This is a genomic window from Pontibacter virosus, assembly GCF_003096355.1.
In the GTDB taxonomy this organism is placed as follows: Bacteria; Bacteroidota; Bacteroidia; order Cytophagales; family Hymenobacteraceae; genus Pontibacter; species Pontibacter virosus.
Genome location: NZ_QEKI01000004.1, coordinates 411220 through 436991 on the forward strand (window position 1 = coordinate 411220; position 25772 = coordinate 436991).

A 25772-nucleotide genomic window follows, 5' to 3' on the forward strand; every position below is an offset into this window, starting at 1 on the left:
AAGGCAAGGCTCCTAGGGTGGAAGGGGCCGGAAAAACCCCTTGACCTTTCGTGCCGCTGGCCAGTCAGCTGCCATCAGGTATAGCGCCTGCTATAAGGTATAGGTATAGCTTTACCCATAAGGTATGGCACCAGCTATAAACAAAAAGCCCCCGGCTGATTCCGGGGGTTGGGGGCAAGATCTAGCGCGAAGCCGCTGCGAGCGGAGGCCAGAGCCAGCCAGGGGGAGAACACCCGTGAGGGTGGGCGGCTGGCTGCGCGGCGGCTGACCCGCAGGCGAGCATAACGCGGGCTGTGGTTTTTGTTTTTGGCCTTAGCCCCGCAGGGTTTTAAACAACTCTTAAAACAAAAAAGGAACAGCCGTGAGGAGTACCGCAGGCTGGCAAGCGAAGGCAAAAGCAAGGCCGACCGAAGGGAGCTTGTACAGCCTTGCTTTTGCCGGAGTGCAGTCCTGCCGAGGACACGGACGAACCCCGCTCTACCTGCTTAGACTTTTCTATTGGTATTAGCTTTTGTTCTGAGAGTAGACGGTAAACGCAAAAGCCTAATCCAGAGTGGAAAAGGATACTGCTATTAATCAGGAATGAGGGCATGGGATACAAAGCCGCCATAGCGAGGGAGCAGCACATGAACTCAGCTTTACACGTTTCTACTCCACATTAATTTTCAGCATGCGAAATTTAATTAGAAGGACAAGGAAGCAAAGTAAAAAGTACATTTAAACACCCTATATCAATCAAATCAAAATCATACTTAGTATTAATTATATTGCTCTTCGTTGATTTATTAAATTCCCCATATCTATAAAAAAAATCCTTATAGCTATTAACTAACATAACTCTTCCATCTAAATCATTCAGTTGTATAAACGATGAATATACATATAAAGCAATATCTCTATTTTCATCACTAGTGTTCCAAATCACATATAACTTGGCGGAGCTTAATGTCTTTATATAATTAGCGCTTGGGGGCAGTATACTATAATACTTCCCGGGAATAATATAGGTCTGCCCTCCTAGCTTTCTCCAGATCGTAATGTACTCCGTTTTATCTTTATTGTGTACAAAACTCCTTTTATAATCTAAAAAGTAATATAAACACAATATGATGAAGATGGGAAAAATATAATATTGCTTTTTCATGCTTACTGTTATTTTGTAGCTCCTCTTGGATAAAATATTTCAGGATAATTTCTTTTCAATGTTTGTAAAGCTCGCCCTCTAGCTGCTGCTCTTGCCCTTCCAATTTGAGCGCCTTCTCTATGCCCTAGCCTTTGAGCACTCACACTTTGAAGCCCCTCACTTTTACCGCCACTATAAATTTGTTCTAAACCATTAAAAGCAATTTTCGCAGCACTCCATCCAATATTGTTTACACCCGCTATATATCCAGCAGCATAATTACCAAAATCTCTAGCAGATCCGTATATTTTGGTTCCGTCACTTTCAGTTCCGTATTGGGAACCCCTATGATGGTATTCACGATCATTATACCTTTCGTCATTTTTACTAAGAGGAACTCCGTTTTCATCTAATCTTTTTAAATCATAATCTCCTCCAGATATTGCGTTAGCCATATAATTCACAAGACCCGGCTCATTACTTCTTATATCATTAATAAAGTCAGAACCTTCTGTAGAGTTTACATCAATGGTACCTTTCCACCCCTGTTGATCTACCGGGTCATGCTTATCATCGTTATAGAATGAATACATAGTGGCTGAGTTTCCAATTTTTTCACCAGTACGTTTACCATCTCCATCAACAACATATATTCCTCTATCACCATCGTTTAAATTTCCTCCAACAACTTTATAAGTCCCATCTTCTTTCTGTACAACGTCTGTACTGATCATCCCATCTGGGTCAATAAACCTGATCGGGTTATCAAAGGCGTAGTTGTAAGGTGAGTGCCTGCGCATTTGATCCGCCAACGGATCTACCACATGCCACCTGCCAATCTGGGCGTCATACATCCTAGCTCCGTAGTCCATCCAGTTCAGCCCGAGCTCAGTCTGCTTCTCCTTTCCGTTGTACTGGAACTTGTGGTCCGGCGTCCCTTGCTTCTCGATGCCCACCAGGTTCAGGCCCCATGGGTCGTAATGGTTCTCCTGCACGAGCATCGGCTGGGTCTGGCTCACGCCCATGTCGTCGAACCAGGCCGCCTCGTAGCTCTCGTTTGCCAGGAACACTTCCACAAAGCCGTCCTGCTGGGCTGTGTATTCCAGCTCCAGCTTCTCCCACTGTCCGTTAGCCTGCCTCGTGAGCAGCTGGTAGCCCGAGTCCAGGTAAGAGGAGTCTTTGGCATAGGCAATATAGCGCATGTAGGCGACAGGCGCTCCCTTTTCTTTCTGCAGCACCTGCGGGACTATTGCAATACCCGCCCCGATGTAGGGGAGCGCCTTGCCGTTGCCCGTACCCAGCTCACTTACCGTGCCCACGCCGGCCCTGGCCGCCCCTAAGAGCCAGGAGGCCAGGCTCAGGCCTTTGTTGCCGCGCACCTCCTCCTCGTACAGACCGAAGGCCTCAGCCTTCACGATGTCACCCGCCCGCACGATCAGGCGCTTGCTCGGTCCCAGCGGCCTGTTGCGTCCGGCGCCCAGCAGGGCCGCGTGTGAGCCCGAGCGGGAGCGGCCCCGGTCAAGGTGGCGCGTCTCTGCCACGTGGCCGAACTCGGCCTCCTCCTGCTGCGCGGCCATCATCTCCATGGTCGCCTGCGATGAGGTGGTCACCTCCTCGACAAAGCTCACGCGCAGGTTGCCCAGGTGGTCTTTCAGGTGGTACTCGTAGCGCCACACTTGGTCCGTTGCCGGCTCGTAGAGCGCCCGCCCCTCCGGAGTGTGGGCGAAGAGCGTGTCTGCCTGGTGGACGAACAGCCCCGCGTAGTCGGTGGCCACCGCCGGTCTGGCCGCCTCGTGCACCTCCTTACGAAGCTTCTCCCCCGAGGCCGTGTAAATGTATTTGATGTGGCCCTTTGCACCCAGCGCCACGCTGTCAGGCAGGTTGAGGTGGTTGTAGCGCACGGCCGTGATGCCCTTGTTAGCATCGCTCGTCAGGTTGCCGTTGGGGTCATAGCCGTACTCCGGCTCGGCGGCAGCGTACACGCTGCCGTTGTCTCGGAAGTCCCCTGCGGGCCCCGTGGCCGTGGCCTCATCGTCCACGCCCACCAAGCGGTTGCCCGCGTAGTGGTAACTCAGGCGGTCTACCTCCCCCCAGGACCTGGCAGGGTCTTGTCTGTCGTAAGGGCTCCCCGTAGTCAGTCCACGGCGTACCAGGCGCTGGATGTTGCCATTGGCGTCGTAGGAAAGCCCGTCCACCGTGTAGTGGTCCTGCTCTTCATCCCAGCCTGCCGCACTCTTTGCACGAAAAGCCCCTGACGTCAGGCGACCCGCCCGGTCGTAGGCGTAGGCGTAGCCCCGCAGCTTTTCGTCCGAGGCCGTGGCCCAACGCATCTCCGAGATGTTGCCACTGAACTGCCCCTGCGCCCCAAGCTCCATGCCCGTGTTGTAGCTGAGCACGAATCCGAACAGGTCCCCCTGCTGGCTCACCTGCCCCGGGTCGTTGATTGAGGCAAGCCAGCCGCGGATGTTGTAGCGCGTGTCCACCTGCTGCAGAAAAGAACCGTCAACGTTCCGGTGCAGCCTTTTCGCCGTCTCCTGGCCAAGCTCATTGTAGCCCCGCTCAGCCAGCAGCACCTTCTCCCGGCCGTCAATGGACTGCCAGTGGCTTGCCAGGCGCCCCATGTGGTCATAGGCCATGGTGTCCCGCACCATGTGGGTGCCGTCCTGGTGGGAGGTAAGCGTCACCAGAGCTCTGCCCACGAAGTCGTAGCGGGTGGCCATGCGCTCTGAAGCCACTTGCTTTGCTCCGCCCAGATAGCCGTCCGAGACAGACTGCACCAGCCGGTACTTGTCATCATAGTAGTTGACTGACACCAGCCAGTCCTCCTTGCCCAGCACCCGCGTGCGGGTGCCCGTCACCTGCCCATTCACCCGCTCGTTGCGGGCTGTCACGCCCACCGCTGGCGTGAAATCATAGTCCTGGGTAAAGGCCGCGTGGTCATAGTCATCGTAATAGGTGACCGTCAACACGTCATCTGGAGTGACCGCCACCCCTGCCGGGGAGGAATCGTTGAGCGAGTACCCTTCGCCAGAGCTGTCCCGCGTCTCAAACTGCTGCGCGGTACTGCTAACCGCGTCCTGTAGCGCAGACCGTTCGATCTGCTTATCCAGTACGCCCGTCACGACCGGGCGGCCCAACGCGTCATACTTGGTGAAGGCCCACTTTCCGGCCGCCGCCTGCACGGCGTCCCGCTGGAAGACCACCTCGTCGCGCCGGTTGTAGACCAGCTCCACCGGCCCGGCCCCTGGCACCTGCTTTTCGATCATTCTCCTGCGCCCGTCGTACTCATAGCGGAAGCACCAGTCCGTTATAAAACTCTTGTCAAGCGTGACAGTGCCGTCACCTCCCGACTGGGGCTGGTGGCTGCGGTAGCCTTCGGGCTGGATCACCAGACGCAGGTTGCCCATATCGTCGTAGACGTAGTGGGTGTCGGCCAGTCCGGGCTCCGGCTCAACCGAAAGGCAGGCGGGTTCGGAGCTGCCCGAGGCGAAGCGGGCGGCCACCTCCCGGGCGCTGAGGGCTCTGTCATAGAAGGAGAGCTCGTCAAGCCCGCCCTGGAAGCGGTACCCGCTGCTTCTATTGAGCCAGCCGATGTTCAGGGCTGCCTGGCTGGCAAAGCCCTCCGGGGAGGAGACAGTCTCCTCCTCTACCAGTACGCCGTCTACGTAGAGCTTTGTCCTGAGCCAGGCCGCATCGCGCACGGCCACCACGTGGTGCCAGGCACCGTCGGTGATCGTTGGGTTATCAGGTGCCTCTCCCAGGTAAGCCCCCGCCCCAATGTTGTCGCGTAGCTGCAGGCGCGCCCGGCCGGCCGGGTCCAGCCCGATCCACCAGTGCAGCGTGCCGCCCGACTCCATGTCGTCGCGGCCCAGCACCACTTCGTTGTCGGCGGGCGCCCCCTGCCGGCGCACCCACAGCTCAACGGTGAAACTGTCCCCGCTCCCCCAGTCATAGGCCGCGCCTGCCGCCGAGAGGCCGCCCATGCCGTCGAAGCCAATGCCCTCCCCCAGCCTGCCCGTTACTGGCGTGCTGCCGGAGCCCGTGGCCACCAGTCCCGTCTTTGCCTCTGTAAGCGAGCCCTGCGTGAAGGGCCAGTGTTGCACCGGGTCCGCTCCGCAGATTACCGAACCCAGCTCCGCTCCTTCCGGCACCACCTCTGTCTCGTGGCGCTTCATCACCACCCGTCCCTGCAGGTCCTTGTACTCCACCGTAAGCGCGTCCTCCTCGTCTCTTGTTTCGGTTACGTACAGCGTGCCGGCATTGTAGAAGTCCTGGCTTGAGAAAGAGCCTAAAACCGGGTCATAGTCCCAGCGGCGCACCTCCTCTGCCAGGTTGGTCCGGTGGCCCTGCTTGACGCTGCGGCCCGTGCCCGGCTGGAGCAGGGCGCCCGGCGCGCCCTGCTCCAGCACCCGGTTCAGGGGGGAGGCTTCGTAGACCGGCACGGCCCAAGGGGCCGCGTCTTTGGCCACGTCTGGAAACAAAGTGTTGGACGGGTCATAGAAGGCCGCCTGCTCGGCCGCGGCCGCAGGACGGAAGGAGCCCGCCGTCCCGCCCGCCGCATAGGGCAGGAAAGTCTTCTCCACCCTCCCCAGCGCGTCATAGCGGACCGGTGTGATGATGTCCTGCCCGGTCGGGCTGGCCTTGGTGAGCACCGTCTGCAGTTCACGCCCCAGCCCGTCGAAGTAGGTGACTTGCTGGCTCACCTCGCGCACCGTGCCCTGTGCCAGCGCCTCCGGCGTCGTCATCCCTCCGATCTGCGCCGTGTTGGTGATGACGTAGTTCACCTCCCGGCTAGGGGAAGAGGCCAGGGGCTCCCCGGCCGCAGACACCGTCACCGTCACCTCGGCGGTGTAGAGAGTAAGGGCCGTGGCCCACTCGTTGGTCACGCGGCAACGGTAGACGCCGGCATCAGTGGAGGAAACAGATGCTACGGAAAAAGAGCTGCCAGTGGCACCAGCGATGTCCAGCCAGGCACCCTCCAACAGGCGCTGCCATTGGTAGGAGTTGCGCGTACCACCCGTCACCACCAGCAGCTCCAGGGGCTGGCCCGATGCCAGCTCCCGGGTCTCAGGCTGCCCTAGCGGCGCCTGGCCGCCGTAGCCGAAGTAGGCCAGCGGGGTGGTGCCCACCCCCGTCAGGTTGGCCTCGATCGAACCGAAACCCAGCCTGTTGCCATAGGCTTCCACGTGTAGGGAGGAGGCGTTCGGGCCGGTGGTGAAATTGGGTATCGCGGTCAGGGCATTGCCTGTCAGGCTCAGGTAGTAGAGGCTGGGAAGGGTGGCCATCGAGGCCGGCAGCTCCCCCTCCAGTTGGTTGTTGTCCAGCCCCAGCTCCCACAGGCCGGAAAGATTGCCCAGCTCCGCCGGGACTGCGCCGCTCAGCGTGTTGTTGTGGAGGTACAGCTGGCGCAGTGCGGAAAGACTGCCCAGCGCAGCCGGAATGTCGCCGGTCAGGCTGTTGCCGTTCAGGTACAGGTACTGCAGTGCGGAAAGATTGCCCAGCGATGCGGGAATAGTCCCGCTCAGGGCACAGCCGTCAAGCCCCAGCTGCTGGAGCAGGCTCAGGTTCCCCAGCCCGGCCGGGATAGCGCCTGTCAGGGGGTTGCTGCCCATAAACAGCTGGCGCAATGCGGAAATGTTGCCCAGCGACGAAGGGATAGCGCCGCTGAGATTGTTGCCGTTGAGGAAGAGGTAGCGCAGGCTGGCAAGGCCGCCCAGAGAGGTCGGGATACCCCCGTTCAGCGTATTCCCGTTCAGCCCCAGGTCCGTCAGGTAGGGAAGTCCCCCCAGTTCCGAGGGTATGGCCCCCGTCAGGTTGTTGTTGCTCAGGTAGAGGTGGTAGAGCGAGGTCGCGTTGCCCAGGGAGGCTGGAATTGAACCGGACAGGGCGTTGTCGTGCAGGTACACATACTGCAGTCCCACCAGGTTGCCAAGTGAGGCGGGCAGCTCGCCGCTCAGCCCGTTGCCGTTGAGCGCCAGGCCTATTACGTCCCCGCCCTGCACCATCACCCCGTGCCAGGTGGCCATGTCGGCACTCGAAGTCCCGTTAAGCCAGTTGGCCTTCGCGTTCCAGCCCGCCCCGTTGGTGCTGTTGAAAAGCTCCTCGAGCGCCTGCCGCTCCACGGCGTCCGGCACACTCCCCTCGCCCGAGGAGCTCGTGCTCATGGTTTGCAGCGTCTGAGTCTCCCCCTGTAGCGCCTGGGCCTGCCTCTGGCTGATCTGCCGGGCCACCTGACGGTCAGCGAATGTGCGGTGGAGCGAGTCACGCCCTTTGCCGTAGGCCTGCAGAGCCCGCAGCCACGCCTGCCGGGCACTCTCCGCATCCGGGTCGAAGCTTTCTGTCTCCACAGGCTTGAGGAGCCTTTCCCGGAGCCGGGACAACTCCTCCTGGAAGCCGGCGTATCGCCGATGCCCCGTCTCGTCCTGGGCATGGGCTGTTCGTATGCCGGAGAGCATGCAAAACAGCATCCAAAGAATAAAGATGGTCCCGCTCGTCCCGGGAAACATCCTGCCCCTGCCAACAGGGTGAGTGGTACACACGGCCACTGAAATAATTTTCTGTAAAAGTGTTCTCATTTGGGGTCGTTTAGCGCCGCGCCGAATTCCAGCTCAAGCAGAGCTGAACCGTGTAGTGCCGCAGCAGGTTCTCATTAGGTGCGTTAAAAAAGTTCGGGGCAACTGGAGGCCGCCGAACCGGATGCTCACTGTCCGGGCCCGGCATAATGGTATTCATAGCTCCTGATGACATGATGGCTCTGGTCAAGCACGGCCTTCAGGCGCCCATGCCCATCGTACTCAAAGTAGGTTGTCACTCCGTTGGCGTCAGTGGAAGAGGAGACGCCATACAGCGGATGGTACGTGTAGCTGGTCATGTGCGCCCCTTCTGGAAACAGTCTCACCTCGTCAATCAGGTTACCGACGGGGTTTGATACCGTGATAACGCCGGGGTCGGTCAGCTTCCATTCCGCCATCACCCACCCCTGCGCGTTGGCGGGGAGAGACGTCAGCGGATCCTGTCCGTTCACTTTGACAGCGTTGCTCCCCTTGGTCCAGAGCTGCACAAAGTAGACGCCAGAGGGAAGCGTCCCGCTTCTGAGCTCCTGCCCGCTGAAGCACTGGCGCCCCGTGTGGCTCTCGGTACTGACGGCTGGGACATAGTCCCAGCCCCCGCGGTCGTCCTCAAAGCTGGTGAAGGCAACCTGGTTCTGTATCGCATTCGCAGCGCTGGCGATCGGGTGCTGCCGCTCGTCGTCCCACAGGTAGGCATAGGACGCCCTGTCGGTGACGCGGATTTCATTTGCGGTTCCAAACCTGCCGTAGACGAACTCCGCCTTCAGTTCATAGTTCCTGAGATCAGGATTAAAGGCGGTGCGCCTATCCTCTTCCGGAGTTAAACCTTCTGTATAGGGGTGCGAACCGTCTGTGGCGGAGTTCGAGTACCGGAACGCCTGCAGGGGCACTTCCGCCCTCCCTTCCAGGTTGCCCAGCTCGTACAGGCGTCCCGGCAGCCCCTCCTCTGTGAATACCGTTGCCTTCGCCTCAATTACCCTTCCCTCCGATGCGTTCCCCGCCCCATGGTAAATGGTAACAGTCTCGACCGGCTCCTCTACCCTGTTCCTGGACAAAAGACCGGCGACGGCTTCTCCCTCCTCCCCTTCCTTGTAGTCCCCCGGGTAGTTAGTCACGGTCTCCAGCCACCCTCCGTCAGATGTCGGGGCCTCCGTGCGGGTGGGCATTCCGTGCCAGTCATTGTCGAAGTGATACTCCTTGCTGGTGTATATCTCGTTGGTTCCGTCGGGGCTGTACTGCCAGGTCTCATGTGCTGTCTGGTAGAAAGGCACACTCCTCAGGTCGAAGGGGCGCTGCAGGTATTGGGCCGGATATCCGGCCCCGTTGGCGAAAGTTTCATCATGCACCATGACGATCTCTTTACCAAACACTTTCTTTTCCTTTATACCCGATGGCTCTTCATAGCGGGAACCGATCTCTGCCACCCTGGCCCCATGGTGAAAAACCTCACGCTGCACGGGCACAAACCCACCCGGAGCACCGGCCGCCCTGGCGTAGGTCTGTTTTTCGCGAAGCTTGACGGGCAGAAAGGCGGCAGTCCTTCCTGCCACCCGCTCCCAGGTGAACAGGTACACGATTTTCCCCCCTTCGCCATCTGCGCCAAACACCTCCTCTACCTTCCCGAAATAGGGGTCGGGGCGGTCTATCCGCGAAAGCACGTTCTCATCGTAGGGATGGGAGTGCTCTTTCTGAACCAGGCAGGAGATGAAGCGGCCCGTGCTCGTCGTAAAATAGGCATCTTCCACCGTCACCCAACCCTCCGGCCCCCCGCCCCTTGGTTCCCGGTAGCTGAAGCTGCGCTTTTGTGTGGTCTCCCTGCCGTCGAAGTCCTCTATTTCAGAGACGACCAGCCCCTTATCCGGCAGCCCTGAGAGCGCGTACCGGAAGACAGAGCTGCCGCCGGTAGGGTAGCTGATCTTTTCCAGCACGCAGGCCTGCGTGCCGGAAAGTGAGCTCCTCCTGTCTGAGAAGCGGGGAATGAGGGTGGTGTTGCTCTTGCCGTTGAAGTACCCGGCACTGTCCTGGCTCAGGGACAAGCGGTTGGGCAGCATTTCGGGGTTGTAGTGGAAAACGTACCGTTTGGGGTCTTGTTGATCCGCATCAAGCTCCTTTACCGCGTCCAGCCGCAGCCGCTTGTCATCCGCATCAGGCCCTGCGTCAAAATGGCCCTGCTCAAAGTCAAAAGTGCGCCGGTGCTGAGAGTCTTTGAAAACGGCAAAGCCACTTACAGCAGTCTCGATCGGTGTGCCGTCTGCCCCGTAGCTGATAGGAAGATCCGCTCTCAGCCGGTAATTCACAGACAGCACCGTCCGATCGGATGCCTCCACCGCAGCCAGGAGCGGCTCCTCCGCAATGAACCTGATGGTAGGGCACCCGCCGTTGTAGGACTCAATGTTCAGTTCACTGCACTGCGAGTCGTTGTAGATACGTTCAGCACGCACTTCCGAGGGGGTCTTGTCGTACCTGTAGGTGTAAGTCACATCCTGGTAATGAAACTTCACCCATTCCTCTCGGAACGTTCTGATGCTGTCAAGGTAAAACACATAGCTCGGGTCAGAGTAGGCCAGCCGCTGCGTTCCGCAGCGATTAATAACGCTGTTCGCCCCCTTAGCGCTAAGGAAATACCGGTTTCCTTTCGGGTCAGTCACCTCGAAGACAGCTTCCTTGAGCTGTTCATTGTAGCGGTCCACCATGCTTGTCAGCCTGATCACGGTGTTGGAGGCTGGCATGGTGTAGCCGACGGAGGTGTAGCGAACCGTGGTGGTGTCATCAGCCGGGATAGAATCATCCACAGGCTTCAGAAAGAACTTATGGTTCAGCTCCCCGATGTTCAGGGTGAAGATATCGGGCATGTAGTTCTTGCCCATCGGGTCCAGGGCCTCATCGGCCAGCCGCTTGTCATCGTAGTTGTTGTACTCGATTTGGCCTGTGCTGCTGTAGCTGCCCCCAAGCTCCAGATCCCGCTTGAGCACGGATTCCACATCGTCCAGGGGACGGATCACGTCGGAGCGGCCCAGCACCGTGGCCGAGATCATGCCGTTCAAGCTGATGTTCCAGCCAAGGCCTACGCTGCCGGCGATATCATCGACCTTGAAGCCCCTGGCATGGTAACTCAGTCCCACGTTCCAGTCAAAATCCTTCAACCTGATGGTGTGCAGTGGAACCCGGATGTTCGGCACCCCGGAGGAGGCGTTGACCTCCAGTTTACCGAATCGCTCGAAACTGGCAGCCTCGGGTGTAGTGGGAACGATGTTGAAGTTGTCCACGCTCACAGAGCCGGCTCCTCCGTTGTCTTTGCCCTGCTGCCCGAGTGAAGTGCCCGGCAGAAAGAAAAATAACAGAAAAAGAACACAGTATGGGTAATGATTTTTCATAATTCAGTCTTAATTTTCATACTATATTTTGTGTGCACAATGGCCGGGGTGCTACGTTGCCTGAGAGGCACCTTCGCTTTATGCCGCTCTCCTAGCAATCCAGTCGGATTTAAATCCTGAAACATTTTGTACCCGCTAAGACAGTTTCGCAAAGCGCTGGTAGAGACAGTCACAAACAGCCTGCCCGCGCGCAGAGAACCTATGCCCTGGAGAGACGAATAACCGCTCAGCTCCTTCCTGAGACACTTCGCGCGTTACGCTCTGATCTCTAAAATGATGTTTATGTGACTGCTAGGCTGAACCGAAATAACTTCCTGAAGCCGAGAAATACAGGGCGAACTCTTAAAGGGGACAGACCTGTTTAGATAGGCATATGCTGAAGTGTACCAGAAGGGCATGGTGACAGCCGGGCCGGCAGCCCTGCGGGTACTGTTGCTTGTAATTGGTGGCGAAACGGTAAACAGAACTGCTTGAAACTGAAGTAGAAATTGTTTTCATAATGTGGTTTTGACTAATTATGTGTACAAAATTTTACAGAATTATACTAAGCTTGATCAGATAGGTTCTAATATATTTATATATCTTATTTAAGTTATATTACTGCTATTGAGCACCTTTCTTATCAGAACTTGCCTTTTTTTTGCGCCAAGAATATTTAAGAGGAATGTAGTGAATGACTACCAGCTTACACATAATCCTGAAAATGTTATATAGACCTATTGGATGATCTTACAATAGCAAAAGTGATTTGAATTGCCTAAATCCTGCTTGTTATAACCAAGTCTACTGCAGACTATAAGCTCTTCACATACTGCTAAGATCTCGGTCTGTCTAGAATGTAGTAAAAGGCTTTCTCTCCGAGCAGGAGCTCGTATTAGGTAGGCCATGAGGCATACAAACTTACTAGGGAATCATGATACATGGTAGGTCCGGCATCTGAAATTAGAGCTTTCAGATCTGAGTGGCTATCGATTCAGGCACTCCTAAGTAAGCACCCTTTACTGTAATTCCGTTGTTGCTGGTATGTGACATAAGGGAAACTCAAATGACCTTTAGGGAGGGGACACCAAAGACCTTGAAGGCCTGCCTTGCTGAACCTAGCATATAGGATTATGCAGAGGCTTTCTTACCGCACTCTGCATAATAATCGGGTTATTGACGAGCTGAGCATGGATGTGTTATGATCAGCCATACGGTACATGGTGAGGTCTCAATCATTGATTCCCCGTTAATTTGCCAAATTGGCCGCTGGTTTACCTGTGAAATGGAATTGTAAAACTTGGGGTGAGGAAACTTCTGTGGTAGGCTAAGTTCGTACTTAGATTGGCATTGGAGACACACTGAAGGAAATGCAGGGCCCAGATTATATTCAGTTTACGAGGTAAACCCTTTCTTCTATTCTCTTGCAAAATAAGCCAGCAGCGCCTATACATTGTTTATCCGTTTTATGAAGATCAGAATGCAATAGTTCAAAGAATTAAATAAAGCCAAGAAATTTAGCGGTCGCATAAGCGCTATTGATATGAGATATAAGTTGAAACTAAACTGGAAGATACTTCAAGTAACCCCTGATGCGCTTCTTCAATTTTAGTACAACTTTTTTTGAACATTTCTTTTATTCTTTCATTAGCCTGCTCCTTGAAGATAAAGACGTTTGTAATACGGTCCAGTTTCTGATTCAAATCACTTAGGGTTTCATCATCTTTGTAGTTAATCTTTAGAAATTCACTTACTGCATCCACCCATTCTTCCTGCGCTAAAAGAAGGCTTGAACTAGTTGCCGCATTCTCATTATTCCGGTGAAGTCGCTCTTCCAGAAACTCAGTCAAGCTATTGTATTTATCATCATTAACAAGTTGCTTTACCAATGCTCTTGCCATATGTACACTTTCATTGACCAGGTCGGTGTATTCACTTTTTAGTTCGTTGTGGTAAATTACAGATTGTTTGTATACTTCATCAAGCTGCGGGAAAGCCATATTTAGAAAATCAATATAAGAGTACAAGCGTCTGTATCCATAGACTGTTGATTTTGTTAACCCAAATTTGCTGATGTATGCATAATAGTACTCTTCGTGGCTCAATCCTTCTGAGAACCTTCTAATATCCAGAGATGATACCAGTGCCGGTCTAGGCAGCTCAAAAGGGTCTTCACTAAACGAGTTATCAAACGTTTTTAAATGATCAGCCTGTTCTTTACTTGCTCCAGTTATTTTGTGGATCAACGAGGTAAAATAATGGAGCTTTCTCTCTATTGAATCTTTTTCAACCTTTCCACTTTTTTCTTTTTCCACACTTAGCTGGTAACGAAAAAGAATCAATGCGCCACAAAACCCCAAAAATGCACCTATTGAAGTAATAAAGAAATCCCCTATCCAGGAATTTTCCTCGCCATAAAACTCGCCAGATTGAAATATTATTTCCATTTAATTTGTATTGGTTAAACCCTTGATAAAGGCAGCTCTAAAATATTGAGTAAAGTTATGATGACATTAACTTTGGAGAAATAAAATGTAGCGATGAAGCATAGCAACCATAAAAAAGACCGAAGGCTTGCAGTTATGCAAAACTACTTTAGTGATATCCCGAACATAGGCAATACACTTGATTTAGTTGCATTTGCAGATAGAAGCCAGATCAAGAAGAATCGAATTAGCGACTTTGCAGATTTGCTAAAAGATGATTCAGATTTTAATACCCAGACGATAAACACTGATATCCTTCAAACCGAGGAATTTAGCGACTTATTTGAGTCCGTGCTAAGGAGGGTGGTACAGACAAGTTCTAAGGAAAAACATAGAAGATTCAGGGATATATTGATCAATCAAATGCTTAGCCCGAGCATCAATATTGACAGTGCTGAGATTTATTTAGACTTAATTTCAAGTCTTAGTGAAGCTGAAATCACGATTTTGCATCATTTCAACCTCTTCTATATTAAACTTAAGCCTGTTCAGCAAAATCTAGCAAGACATAACAATAAGTTGGAACAGCTTAGAGAACGATTAGAACCGGAAAGAGAACTAAAAGCTGCTGGTTATGCCAACAATTATCTTTCTCTAATCGCAGAGATTAATGAAGTGAATAATCTGATCGCATCTGAAAATGAAAAGATCACCTTAGGCAGACATAGACTGGAAGCACCATATTATAATATAACAGAAGATCAATTCCTTTACTTCAAACAAAGGCTTTTTTCGAGAGGCTTGTTAGTTGACACGGGTATTGGGGGCATTGGTGTTGAACCTTTTGAGTATATGAGCATTACACAGTTTGGTAGGGAATTTATGGAGTACATTATTAGATAAAAGAAGTATAAAAAATAATTAACTCATAAAATGTATTAAGCACTTGTCACATTACAGAATCTAACTTCCTCTTAAAAGTATCAAAAGTAAAGCCCCCGGTTGATGCCGGGGGTTGGGGGTAAGATTCAAAGCGCGAAGCCGCTGCGAGCGGAAGCCAGAGCCAGCCAGGAGGAGAACACCCGAGAGGGTGGGCGGCTGGCTGCGCGGCGGCTGACCCGCAGGCGAGCAAAACATGGGTTGTGGGTTTTGTTTTTTGGCCTTAGCCCCGCAGGGATCTAAACAACTTCAAAAGCAAAAAAGGAACAACCGTGAGGAGTACCGCAGGCCGGCAAGCGAAGGCAAAAGCAAGGCCGAGCGGGAGCGAGCTTGTATAGCCTTGCTCTTGCCGGAGTGCAGTCCGGCCGAGGACACGGACGAACCCCGCTTCACCTGACAACAGCCTCTCAATAGCAGTAGTTTAAGCTCTGTATAAATAAGTGGAAAAGCAAAAGCCCAATCCTGTGTGAAATGGGCTTTTGCAATGCAGATACTTGGTTGAGGAAACGGGCTACAAGTCCGCGTCAACGTGGATGACACAGTTTATTTTAAAGCCTCTTCATATTAGATCTTCATCTATCTCACCCTTTACGATCTTAATCTCGTTTATACTGTCCCCCTTGATTGAAATTGATTCGCTTTTTAAAAAAGCATTAACATTGGCTTTCATTCTTGATTTATCAAGGATTCCATTAGTTTCAACAATTACATAAACATCAGTAAACTCTATTGCACCTTCTCTTGTAGTACATAGATTTATACGTTTAATATCATCCGACGTAAGCGAATTATTGCTATTTACAATAATAGGTTGAAATGAACCTTCTTGTACTATCTCGCCTGCATAGCCGTATGCAATCCATTTACCATTTGGTATGCCGTTTTTAAACTCGATAAATCCTGAAATATTTCCATTATCAAATTTTGAAACTGCTTTTCCATTAAAAGGCTTCTTATTTAAATAATATGTCCCTTTTCTCTCTTGGAGCTGATCCATTGTTATAGTCGATATTGAACAACCAGCATTTAAAAATACCATTAAACAAAAATATAGAAATACCTTCATAACCTATTTCTTTAAGAAAAATTGAGCATTATAAATACCAGTTTGAATCATATATGCATCTCGCTTTTCATCTCCAAATCCACCGCTAGTACCACCAAATATATTTTTAAAAGTTTGATTTAGATTTGAACCTTTAAATAGATCTGAATTGGGAAACCCTGCTGCTACACCAAAAATACCATATGATATATTTCCATAATCATCATAACGTCTCAAAGTACCGTTCAAGAATGACCATTCCCCTATAACTTTTGCAGCATAAGACAACGTGCCATCACTAGTTATGTCAGATTTCAAATCATATTTCGCATCATCCGTGACTAAGTTCCTAAATGCACGTCCTTTGGCTCCAAACATTCCACCTTTCATACTAGCAAGAGGTAGAAAATCTGAAATACCTCCTTCTACAAGAGCATTAAACTCATCAGTCATATCCATCAGATCCTCACTATAAACTTGCGCACCGACCTTTGTGCCTCTACCCTTTAATGGATGGTTACCTCTAAATGACCTCCCAGAAATACCTCCTCCCGACGTTCTACCAACTTGGTATGTTAAAGGTCTAGCTGTTGCCCATGGATCATTTTCATTATAATTATCTGCCGTCTCATCCACTACATAAACAGGTGTCTTCTTATTATTTCCTGGCTTTGTTGCTAGCAATTGACCTCCATTCAATTTATATAAAGCTGTATCTAACCCAAAAGGATCAATAAATCGAACTGGATTATTAAAAGTGTAATGATATGGAGTTGCATAGGGATGTTTTGCGCTCATAGGATCTACCACATGCCATCTTCCAATCTGGGCATCATACATCCTGGCCCCGTAGTCCATCCAGCCTAGCCCCAGCTCCGTCTGCTTTTCTTTCCCGTTGTACTGGAAGAGGTGGTCCGGCGTACCGGTTTTCTCAATACCGACCAGGTTGAGTCCCCAGGGGTCGTAGTGGTTCTCCTGCACCAGCATCTGCTCCACATGCAGCACCGACATGTCGTCGAACCAGGCCGCCTCGTGGCTCTCGTTCGCGAGGAACACCTCCACAAAGCCATCCTGCTGTGCCGTATACGCCAGTTCCAGTTTCTCCCAGCCCCTGTTAGCCTGCCGCGTGAGCAGCTGGTAGCCCGAATCCACATAGCTGGAGTCTTTGTCATAGGCAATATAGCGCAAATATGCCACAGGTGCTCCTCTTTCTTTCTGCAGCACCTGCGGGGCCAAGGCGATGCCCGCCCCGATGTAAGGCAGTGCTTTGCTTTTCCCGCTGCCAGGCTCTGCCATGGTACTCACACCAGCCGTGGCCGAACCCAGCAACCAGGTCGCAAGGTCTAGGCCCCTACTGCTTTTCACTTCCTCTTCGTAAAGGCCATATACCTCTGCACTGACTCTGTCACCCTTTCTCACAGAAAGCCTTCGGCTCGGCCCCAGCGGGCGATCATGCCCAGCCCCCACGAGTGCCGCGTGAGAACCTGAGCGCGCCCTTCCCCGGTCCAGGTGCCGCGTCTCCGAGACACGACCAAATGTCTGCTCCTCCTCGTAAGCCATCATCGGCTCCATTGAAAGCCCCTCCATTGAGTTGACCGGCTCTGCAAAGCTTACCCTGAGGTTGCCCAGGTGGTCCTTGAGGTGGTATTCATAGCGCCACTGCTCATCTGCCGGTTTGCTGCCATCGAAAAGCGCACGACCCTCCGGTGTGTGAGCAAACTGCAACAGCCCAGCCTCAAAAACGAAAGGTCCTGCGTAGTCGGTCGAGCCTGTCAGTTGACCATTTAAGTCGTATATCTCCTTGCGCAGCTTCTGGCCCGCGGCCGTGTAGAAAAAGCGGATATGTCCTTTGCCGTCCACTTTCACCCGCTCGGGCAGGTTCAGGTAATTATAGATGACGCTGTCAATGCCTTTGTTGGCATCAAAATTCATGTTGCCATGGTCGTCGTAGCGGTATTCCACAGTGTTCTCACTCGTGTGGATGCCTTCGCGGAAGTCCACCGCCCACTGTGTATCCAGACCAGGATCCGTGACCAGGTCCTGCACGTTCACCAGGCGGTTGCCCTCGTAGCGGTATTTGAGTTTGTCCACCTCGCCCCAGGCCCTGTTGGGGTCCTGGCGCTCGTGCGCGTCACCCGCTGTCAGCCCGTAGCGCAGCATGGAGCCGATGTTGCCGTTGGCGTCATAGGTAATGCCGCTGACAGAGTAGTGGTTCTCTTCCTCATCCCATAACCCGGAGGCCCCCTGGGCCCGGTAGCTCGCGCCCAGCAGCCGGTTGGCTTTATCGTAGCTGTAGGCATAACCCCGCTGCACCTTTGCTCCGGAGGCAGTCTTCCAGAGCGCCCCGGCAATGTTGCCGTTGTACTGAGGGGAATTTCCCAATGCCGACTCCTCCTGGTAGAGAAGCTTCAAGCTGAAGAGGTCGTCCTGCGGGTCGTCTGGTAGCCTGTCCAGCTCAATACCGTTGATGTCCGTTAGCCAGCCCCGGATGTTGTAGCGGTAGTCCACTTTCTGCAGAAAATCCTGCTCCCAGGGCTCCTGCCCCGCACCGTTCTTCTTATGCAGCCGTTTGGCCACCAGCTGCCCCAACTCGTTGTAGCTGTTCTCGGCTAGTATCTCCGGTCCATGCTCGTCAATTTTCTGTTCCGTCCTCGTGTGACGGCCCATGTGATCGTACTTTAGTAGCTGGTGAATCTGATGGGCGCGCGCCGGCACTGAACCTGCAGTGGGTAGCTGGTAGGCAGAAAGGGTTTCCTCCGGCTGCCCCACGAAGTTGTAGACTGTGCCCGTCCGCTCCCATTTGGCCACCCGCTTCCCGTTCAGAAAACCGTCACCAAGTACCTGGATCACCCGGTATTTGTCGTCATAAAAACTCACTGCCGTCAACCACACTGGTTCTCCCGATACGTCCTGTGCTCCCAACACCCGGGTAAGGGAGCCTGTCACCTGGCCCGTCACTTGGCTATTCAACTCTTCTAAACCCGCTCCTGCCAAAAAAGCATCATCAAAGCCGTAGCCGCTGAGCTGCGGGTAGTTATAGTCATCATAGTACGTCAATGTCTGCAGGTTATCTTTTCCCAGCACGATGCCGATCGGGGAAGAGGCATTGAGCGTATAGCCAACACCTACACCTGAATTATCTTTTGCCTCAAACTGCTGTGAAACAGCCTCTGCCGCATCCTGCAGAGCCTGGCGGTCGCGATCATCATTTACCACGCCTGTCATGACCGGCCTGCCCAGCGCATCGTATTTGACGAAGGACCATCTCTGCGGAGAAGTTGCCTGATTGGCGTCCTGCGTGAAGATGACCTCATCGCGCCGGTTATAGACCATCCTAGTAGGGCCTGAACCGGGCACCTGTTTTTCGATCAGCCTACGTCGCCCATCGTACTCGTAACGGAAACACCAGCGCTCCAGGAATTCAGGTGTGAACTGGGAAGAGAGCGTAATACGCCCATTCAAACTAGGGGAAGGGAGCTCCTCGCGGTAACCCTCGGGCTGTATCACCAGCCTGAGGTTGCCCAGGTTATCATAGAGGTACTGTGTGATCATGAAATCTTCGGCCACCCCCGAAACCTGGTCTGCCTCCTGAACTTTCTTCATCACCACCCGTCCCTGCCGGTCCTTATACTCTATTGACAGGGCATTATGCTCGTCGCGTACCTCTGTCACACTGAGCGTGCTCGGCAGGTAATAAGCCTCTGTGTAATATTCCGTGCTTGCTGGCCCCATGGACTTTACCTGCCACAGCCGTACTTCCCCTTCAGTGTTGGAGCGGTGCTGCAGCTTGGTAGAATGATCCGGGCTGGTCTCTACCGGGAGGCCATCGGGCTGCCAATCCGTGCCCGGCGCCCCCTGTTTCAGCACCCGGCACAGGGGCGAGTTCTCGTATATCGGAATTGCCCAGGGATGTTCGCTTGTAGCCACGCCCGGGCTGGATGCTGAAGGACTATAAAACAAAAACTGCTCGTTTTCCCCGGTGATGGCCTCCGGCCTGAAAGTCCCATCAGCTCCTTTCACATAGGGAAGGTAGGTCTTTTCCACCCTCCCAAACTGATCATAGCTAATCGGCTGTACGACATCCTTCCACCCCGGGCTGGCCTGCGTCTGCACCACCTGCACTGGCTTTCCCAATCCGTCGAAGTAGGTAATCTGCTGTGCCAGCGGGTCTATCGGCAGCCCATCGGCCTCCTCAGCGCTCACCACACCCTTTTCCCTGAGCGTGTTCTCCACGATGTAATTCATGTCCGAGAGGTCCCGCGCACGCTGCACCTGTATCTCATTGGAGACCACCTGATGAATGCCTCCTCCCATAGTCACGCGCACACTGTAGTAACCCGGTGTGGAGACATACAGCTCCCGCCCGGTCTTACCTGTGAGTACCTTCCCGTCACGCAGCCACTGGTATGTGTCATAAGCCGTAGCCGACGCCATTGTCACACCCTCTCCCGGGGCTAAGGTTGTAGACCCGTTGATAACGGTGATTACAGGAATTTCATATACCGTTGCCGTCACTGCGCTCCTGCTACTCTCGCAGCCCTGGCTCACGGATGATACATAGAATGTAGTCGTCGCTGCCAGGCTCGGGGTATAGCTGTTCCCCGTATGCAGGGGCGCCCCGCCCGAGGGGGCACTGTACCATTGGTAAGTGTAACCGCCCACCTGTGACTGTACGACCATGCTCACGGCGCCCTCCCCTACCCGTGACGCTGCCGGGACGAAGGGAGCAGGCGGCGGTGTATTCACCGTCACCTGCTCCCCCACGGCAGGCCCCCAGCAGTCTCCCGAGTTGGAATGTCCTCTCAGGTAGTAGGTGTGGGTTCCGCTGGATGTGGCTATATAAGTCTCACCACTGTTAGCGGGATCGTCGTTCATGCCATCAGGGTTCTGTCCCTGCCAGTACCAGGTCACATCCGACGAGTGACTGACAGTACGCGTCAGTATTTTGCTTCCGCAGGGGTTTGACGAGACGGATGGCGTAGCCGGGGCCGTGGGCAATGGGACCACTGTTATCCGGATCGGCACGGCCTCCCCCCAGCAGTTGGTTGCATCGTTCCGGGCACGGATGAAATAAGTGTCTGTCCGGGTGGCCGTAAACGTTTCTGCACTGTTGACTGGGTAGGTATCCTTACCCGTCGCCGAAAGCTGCCAGAACCAGGAGATGCCCGAAGGCGGCTGGTCCCGCGTAATGGTCTTCGGCCCGCAGATGTTGGTGGATATGGTCGGCATGTTGATCGGCTGATCCACGGTCGTCACGCTCACCTGCACGGCAGCTGACACCGCTGTGCAGCCAGAACTGGTCACGGTCACGGCTACGGTGTAGGAGCCGCCCCCGGTGGCCGTAAGGCTCTGCCCCGTGGCACCTGAGATAGCGCTGCCATTAAGCAGCCACTGGTAAAGGTAGCCCGCGCCCACCGGTGCCTGCAGCAACACATTTTCCCCATTACAGAAAGTAGTGGAGCCAACTACTTGGACAGTGGCCGGGGGGAGCGGGTTCACCGCCACCTGCACGCTGCCAGTCATGGTGGCTGCACAGCCCGTGGTAAAAGAGCCCACGACCGTGTAAGTGCCCGCCGCCGTCTGGCTGCCGAAATTCACCTCACCGCCGTTGCCTGTCAAAGGAGAGCCCACGTTCGCCCCGTTGCGCCGCAGCTGGTAGCGCACCCCGCTCTGGCTGCCCTGAAGCTTCACCGACACGCCGTTGCCGCCGGCACAGTAGCTGCCCCCGCCCGTCACGCTGTAGGCGTTCGGGCCCGGGTTGGCCTGCACCGACAGGGAGCCCGTAGCCATGTAGAAGTTGCCGTCCGGGCTCGGGCAGCCGCCGGCTGCCTGCAGGGAGCCCTGCGTCGAGGTCCAGGTCACCGTCACCGAGTTGCCGTTCTGCGTGTAGGTGCCCCCGCTCACGCTCCAGAAGTCAGCCGAGCAGCCCACCTCTCCCGTCGCGGTGTAGGTGTAGGTCGAGCCGACGCACACAGTGGTCGGCCCTGTGATGGTGAAGGTGTAGCCCCCGTTACCCGGATCGGGCATCAGCAGAGAGGACGCCGCCACCTGGTCACGCGCGGACTTGGACCAGTTGCCCGGTGGGAGCACCGCCGCCTTGCCCTTGCCCGGGCCCTTCTGCGCCAGTACGCTCAGCTGGGAAAGTAATAACATAATCAGCAAAACTAGAGCGCCTGCATGGCGCAGAAGGGTATAGCGTTTTCTCATAAAGTCAGGGATTACTGGCCTCGGTAATGGTACTCGTAACTCTTCAAAACATTGCCCGCGTGGTCTTTCACCACCTTCAGGCGACTTAAAACGTCGTATTCGTAATAAACAGTTTTGCCATTTGTGTCTGCCATGCTTGTTACACCTACCAGCGGGTTATAAGTATAGGTTTTCATTTCAGCACCAGGCGGAACGATGCGTAATTCGTCTATCCGGTCTCCTGTACAGGTGACCTGCCCCCCATTGTATAGCTGTTTCACCAGGCTCCACTTATTATCGGTCGCTGACCACTTCCAGTAAGATAATGTAGACCCAGGCAGTGGCGAAAAACCGGCGGGTGGCGAAAACGTATAGTCTCCGCTATGGAATCGATTGCCCGTCTTAGCGCTTTCACCCTCCGTCCCGGTAGCCTCAAAGCTTGTATGAAATACTTGGTCAGCGGTAGCGTTTTTCACCTCGGCTGTCGGGTAGGCCGCATTATATCCCCACAGGTAAGTCAGCGGTGGGCCATACTCGGGAAGGGCTTCAATCAGGTTCCCCTTGTCATCATACGCTTTCATGTATATTTCCCGCCTGTAACGGCTGTCATGGCTGAGTTTGAAATCGCTGCTGATCACTGATTGCACAAAGTCAGACGCTGCTATGGGCTCCTTGACGAATGCCGACAACTTCTCCTCCAACCGAATGCCCCCACCCGCGGCACCGAAATCCCTGAACTTATTCAGCACTGAGCTCTGCAGCACCCTTCCGTTAGCATCCTGCAGCCAGACGAGCTCCTCCACAACGGGAGAGAGCATATGCGATGCCTGCATTTTCTCCAAGGTGGTCGCAGCATTGTTCTCAGACCTTAGCTCCGCCGTCATGGCCGTTGCAAACTCCTCGCAGCTCGAGTACGGGTAACACGCACGGTCCACTTCTTTGCAATGCCCCACATGGTCATTGGCAGCACACCATTGCACTTGGTCTGCATAGTAGCTGTTGAGAATCCCGTCAAAAGCGTAGTCCCCCGGATACCTGTACTCCACAATCTGTGACTGACCCTTGCTGTCCGTCAGGGCCTGCTCCCTGATCAGGTTGCTTGCATTATAGCTGTATTCCTTCTTTGAGGTGAATGGAGGTGTTTTTTCATTGAATTCAATCAGTTCCTCCTTCACCAGGTTAAAGCGGTAGAGAGGAATCTGGTAAGCAGTGGCATAGTAGCCGCTTACAGGACTGCATAGCTTTTGCTTGCGGACCTCCACCATGCGCACCGCCTCCCGGGAGGACTTTTCATAGTGCATGATAGCCTTTCGAACTTCTCTGGCTGACTCGTCATAATCCTGCCGGAGCAGAAGCTTTCCCCTTAGAATACTCCTGTCATTGTAAGGGGAGTAAAAACTCGTCTGATAATGCGTTCTACCATTGGCAGACAGGTCTCCGTACTCAGACGTGAGTTCCACCCCGCCTGGCACGCTGGATTCAGAATTTGTATCAAAATTACTGAAAGTGTACCTGGTAAAGCCATTGCCAACAGAACGCTCTATCACCTCCGAGTACCCGATATGGCTGCCATCCCCATTCAGGCCAAAGGGAAGCAGGGAGCCACTGTTGAAATACGAATAGGTGTAGTGATTTCCCTCTATATCCTTACTTTCGTAATCATCCCACGCATACTGAGTCAGCCCGCCGAGAATGCCGCTGGAGTTCAAATGATCTGGATTTTCATTGCCGTTGAAGCCTTTCACATAGTAGAATTCCTTTGCTGCGAGCAATTGTCCGTCGTAGTTGTAAGATTTAATCTCCTTGATCCGCAGACCTCCTGCCTTGCGATTTGAGTACCCCTGTTGAAATGATACGCGGTCCCTGTCCACCACCTTGTAGTAGGCATGTGGCTCAAAGCTGAATTCAGTATACCCCTTTGTCGGGAAAGTAATTCTATTGATAGTCTCCGCCCGCTGGTACACTCCTGAGCCATCTGGTTGGCGCAAGGCATGATAGGTATGGATAGAGATATTGTTCATGCCGCACAGGTCTGCTCCATTGAAGTAGCCCCAGTGATCGACAGCATCCACGTTGTAAGGGGGAAGCTTGACTGTTTCGTTGTAACTTATCACATACGGCTCGGAGGGCTTGCCATCCCGCCCCGTCTCCGTAACCTTGTGGAGTTTCAGCCGCCTTTTCTTTCCATCGCCATCCACAGATGGGTAATATGCCAGCGAAAACCTCTTTATTAATTGGCCATCTTTTCCATTGATACTCATACTTTCCAGCTTCTTCCACTCCAGGTCGGACACACGCTGCAGGTACCTGGAGAAGGGATAGTAGTCTTCTGTATGCTTCAGATCCTTCTCATGATAATTAAGCTCGTCACTCTTTGAAATCGAAAAACTTACAGTGTAGTTGGCTGAGGAAATCTTTTCCAGATAAACCGGGAGAATCAGGAATCCGTCAGCCGCTCCCATTGTTGTCGAAACAGGATCACCGTCCACGCAGGTGTAACCGTGCCCGCTGAAGGTGTTTGTATGACAGCTCGTACCATTTCTTTCTGCGGACACACTGGAATCAATTATACTGTTGCCAATCGAAGCAACCGGAGGTCCCGGCCGGTAACGAAAGGTCACTTCCGTCCCTGAAGCAGGAATAATTTTAGTGAGATACCAACTGGTGGGAACCAGCTCCTCCTCGTTCTGTCCCCTGTAGCTCACACTGAACTCCGTGGCGTCCGCCACGGTTTCATCAGAACCGTCCTGCACTTGCTGCCCTCCGAACACATACCTTGTTCCATCAGGCGTGATCAGCGTGAACTCATTGAAGAAGCGGTGTCGATAGTTCTTCATCAAATCCGGAATGTCGAAACCGGTCGTTGTAGCGACTTTACTCGCCCGCCAGAGTACGGTAGTCTCATTGACAAATCCTGTTGCAGCGTTGAATTCCACCTTTATGTCCTGATCAGACACCACTTTCCACTTACCGTCATGCCCCAGCATGAATTTGCCTGAATACCCCATGAAGTTAAAGCTGAAAACATCGGCCATTATATCATAAGTGGGGCCTTTATAATATTCTGATTCTCTGCCTTGAAATTCAGAAAACGCCTTATAATACGCCTCCAGCCTGTGGGGTTGATCCCAGTCATCTTGATTCAGCCACGCATACTGGTCAAAGAACCCGATACCGGGCGCATTGGTTTGTGACCTGTATTTCTGTTCATCAGCATAACCCCTGATCGTCCTGGTTATCACCCCTCCGACATTCAGGTTCCAGCCAAGACCTACCCAGCCGGCACGTGTATTGGGCCTCACACTGGCCACATGGTAGCTCAGCGAGAGGGGCATCGATACGCCTGCATCTTTTAGCTCGGTTAGCGGAATCTGTATATTGGGCACACCGGTAAAAAGGCTGACAGGCACTTCCCCATATGTGCCGAGGCTGGCCGCATTAGGGCTGGGAAAATTCACAAGAGCTGGCTTGTCCTGCGCATTAACCACATGACTGCAAAAGAGGGTTATTAAAATAAATCCTGCGTATAAAACAGTTTGTCTCATAAAATATTCAGTTACATTATACACTGTTCCTCATTTTCATTCTTCAGAGGAATCGGTATTATTTGCAGAAGCCATCGGCTTAGCGTAAAACCAGCATCATCATGGGAGGATCTAACCAGGCGATACTTTGAAATTTGAAAAACGCCCCTGCCTCTACATAGTATTCAAGTTAAGAGCTTCCCTCAACTGCATCAAGGAAGAAAGAACAAAGGAGGTAACTAGCACCTAGTTAATATATCTTATAACTATATATACCCTATGTTAGGAACAAAACAGTATGTAACTTATAAATGGGTCAGATATACCAGTGCTTCTGAAAAAGGTAATAAAAACTGTTCAAACCAAATCCTAAAGTTATTGCTGGCTCATAACCTTATATATCAGGTAATCATACAGTAGAAAGCTCTTAATTATCAGAGGCCCTAGTTTGCTTGGGCCAGCTTTGAAAGGATGAAGGGGAATTAAGTTAACGTAAAGCTGGAACCTAATTAGGGAGTGTAATTAGAACTGTGTCATTGCTATATCTTAATTTACTGGCCCTTTTGCTGTTCTGGCTGCGTCCTTACAGCAAAAGGGCCAAACTTTT

7 protein-coding genes are annotated in these 25772 nt (G+C 53.2%); 1 reads left to right on the plus strand and 6 read right to left on the minus strand.

Annotated elements, in window-relative coordinates; genetic code table 11:
• Positions 1-1152 precede the first annotated feature (1152 nt).
• From C8E01_RS08930 to C8E01_RS08940, 3 genes are all read right to left on the minus strand, one after another.
• Positions 1153-7698 (minus strand): DUF6443 domain-containing protein, encoded by a 6546-nt coding sequence (locus C8E01_RS08930; protein ID WP_116543010.1) that lies wholly within the window; start codon positions 7696-7698, stop codon positions 1153-1155.
• A gap of 125 nt (positions 7699-7823) precedes the next feature.
• Positions 7824-11066, minus strand: coding sequence for an RHS repeat domain-containing protein (locus tag C8E01_RS08935; protein WP_116543011.1), 3243 nt, complete (start codon positions 11064-11066; stop codon positions 7824-7826).
• 1514 nt (positions 11067-12580) lie between these two features.
• On the minus strand, positions 12581-13492 hold the full coding sequence (locus tag C8E01_RS08940) for a hypothetical protein (RefSeq protein ID WP_116543012.1): 912 nt from the start codon (positions 13490-13492) through the stop codon (positions 12581-12583).
• A 93-nt stretch (positions 13493-13585) separates the two neighbouring features.
• On the opposite strand from C8E01_RS08940, the gene C8E01_RS08945 reads away from it, so the two are divergent.
• On the plus strand, positions 13586-14374 hold the full coding sequence (locus C8E01_RS08945) for a hypothetical protein (protein WP_116543013.1): 789 nt from the start codon (positions 13586-13588) through the stop codon (positions 14372-14374).
• A 595-nt stretch (positions 14375-14969) separates the two neighbouring features.
• Here C8E01_RS08945 and C8E01_RS08950 read toward each other — a convergent pair.
• The 3 genes from C8E01_RS08950 to C8E01_RS08960 form a co-directional block, all read right to left on the minus strand.
• Entirely contained in the window at positions 14970-15407 is a 438-nt protein-coding gene (locus tag C8E01_RS08950; protein ID WP_116543014.1) for a toxin-antitoxin system YwqK family antitoxin, read from the minus strand.
• A gap of 72 nt (positions 15408-15479) precedes the next feature.
• The gene (locus C8E01_RS08955; protein WP_133242747.1) at positions 15480-21608 is read right to left on the minus strand and encodes a DUF6443 domain-containing protein; all 6129 of its coding nucleotides are present in this window, start codon (positions 21606-21608) and stop codon (positions 15480-15482) included.
• A 65-nt stretch (positions 21609-21673) separates the two neighbouring features.
• Positions 21674-25099, minus strand: a complete 3426-nt coding sequence (locus tag C8E01_RS08960; protein WP_133242748.1) for a hypothetical protein — start codon at positions 25097-25099, stop codon at positions 21674-21676.
• Positions 25100-25772: the final 673 nt, after the last annotated feature.

Excerpts from the sequence above, each read along its gene's own strand:
- C8E01_RS08945 (WP_116543013.1), top strand. The coding sequence starts at position 13,586 with ATGAAGCATAGCAACCATAAAAAAGACCGAAGGCTTGCAGTTATGCAA.
- C8E01_RS08930 (WP_116543010.1), bottom strand. The coding sequence starts at position 7,698 with ATGAGAACACTTTTACAGAAAATTATTTCAGTGGCCGTGTGTACCACT.
- C8E01_RS08935 (WP_116543011.1), bottom strand. The coding sequence starts at position 11,066 with ATGAAAAATCATTACCCATACTGTGTTCTTTTTCTGTTATTTTTCTTT.
- C8E01_RS08950 (WP_116543014.1), bottom strand. The coding sequence starts at position 15,407 with ATGGATCAGCTCCAAGAGAGAAAAGGGACATATTATTTAAATAAGAAG.
- C8E01_RS08955 (WP_133242747.1), bottom strand. The coding sequence starts at position 21,608 with ATGTTATTACTTTCCCAGCTGAGCGTACTGGCGCAGAAGGGCCCGGGC.
- C8E01_RS08940 (WP_116543012.1), bottom strand. The coding sequence starts at position 13,492 with ATGGAAATAATATTTCAATCTGGCGAGTTTTATGGCGAGGAAAATTCC.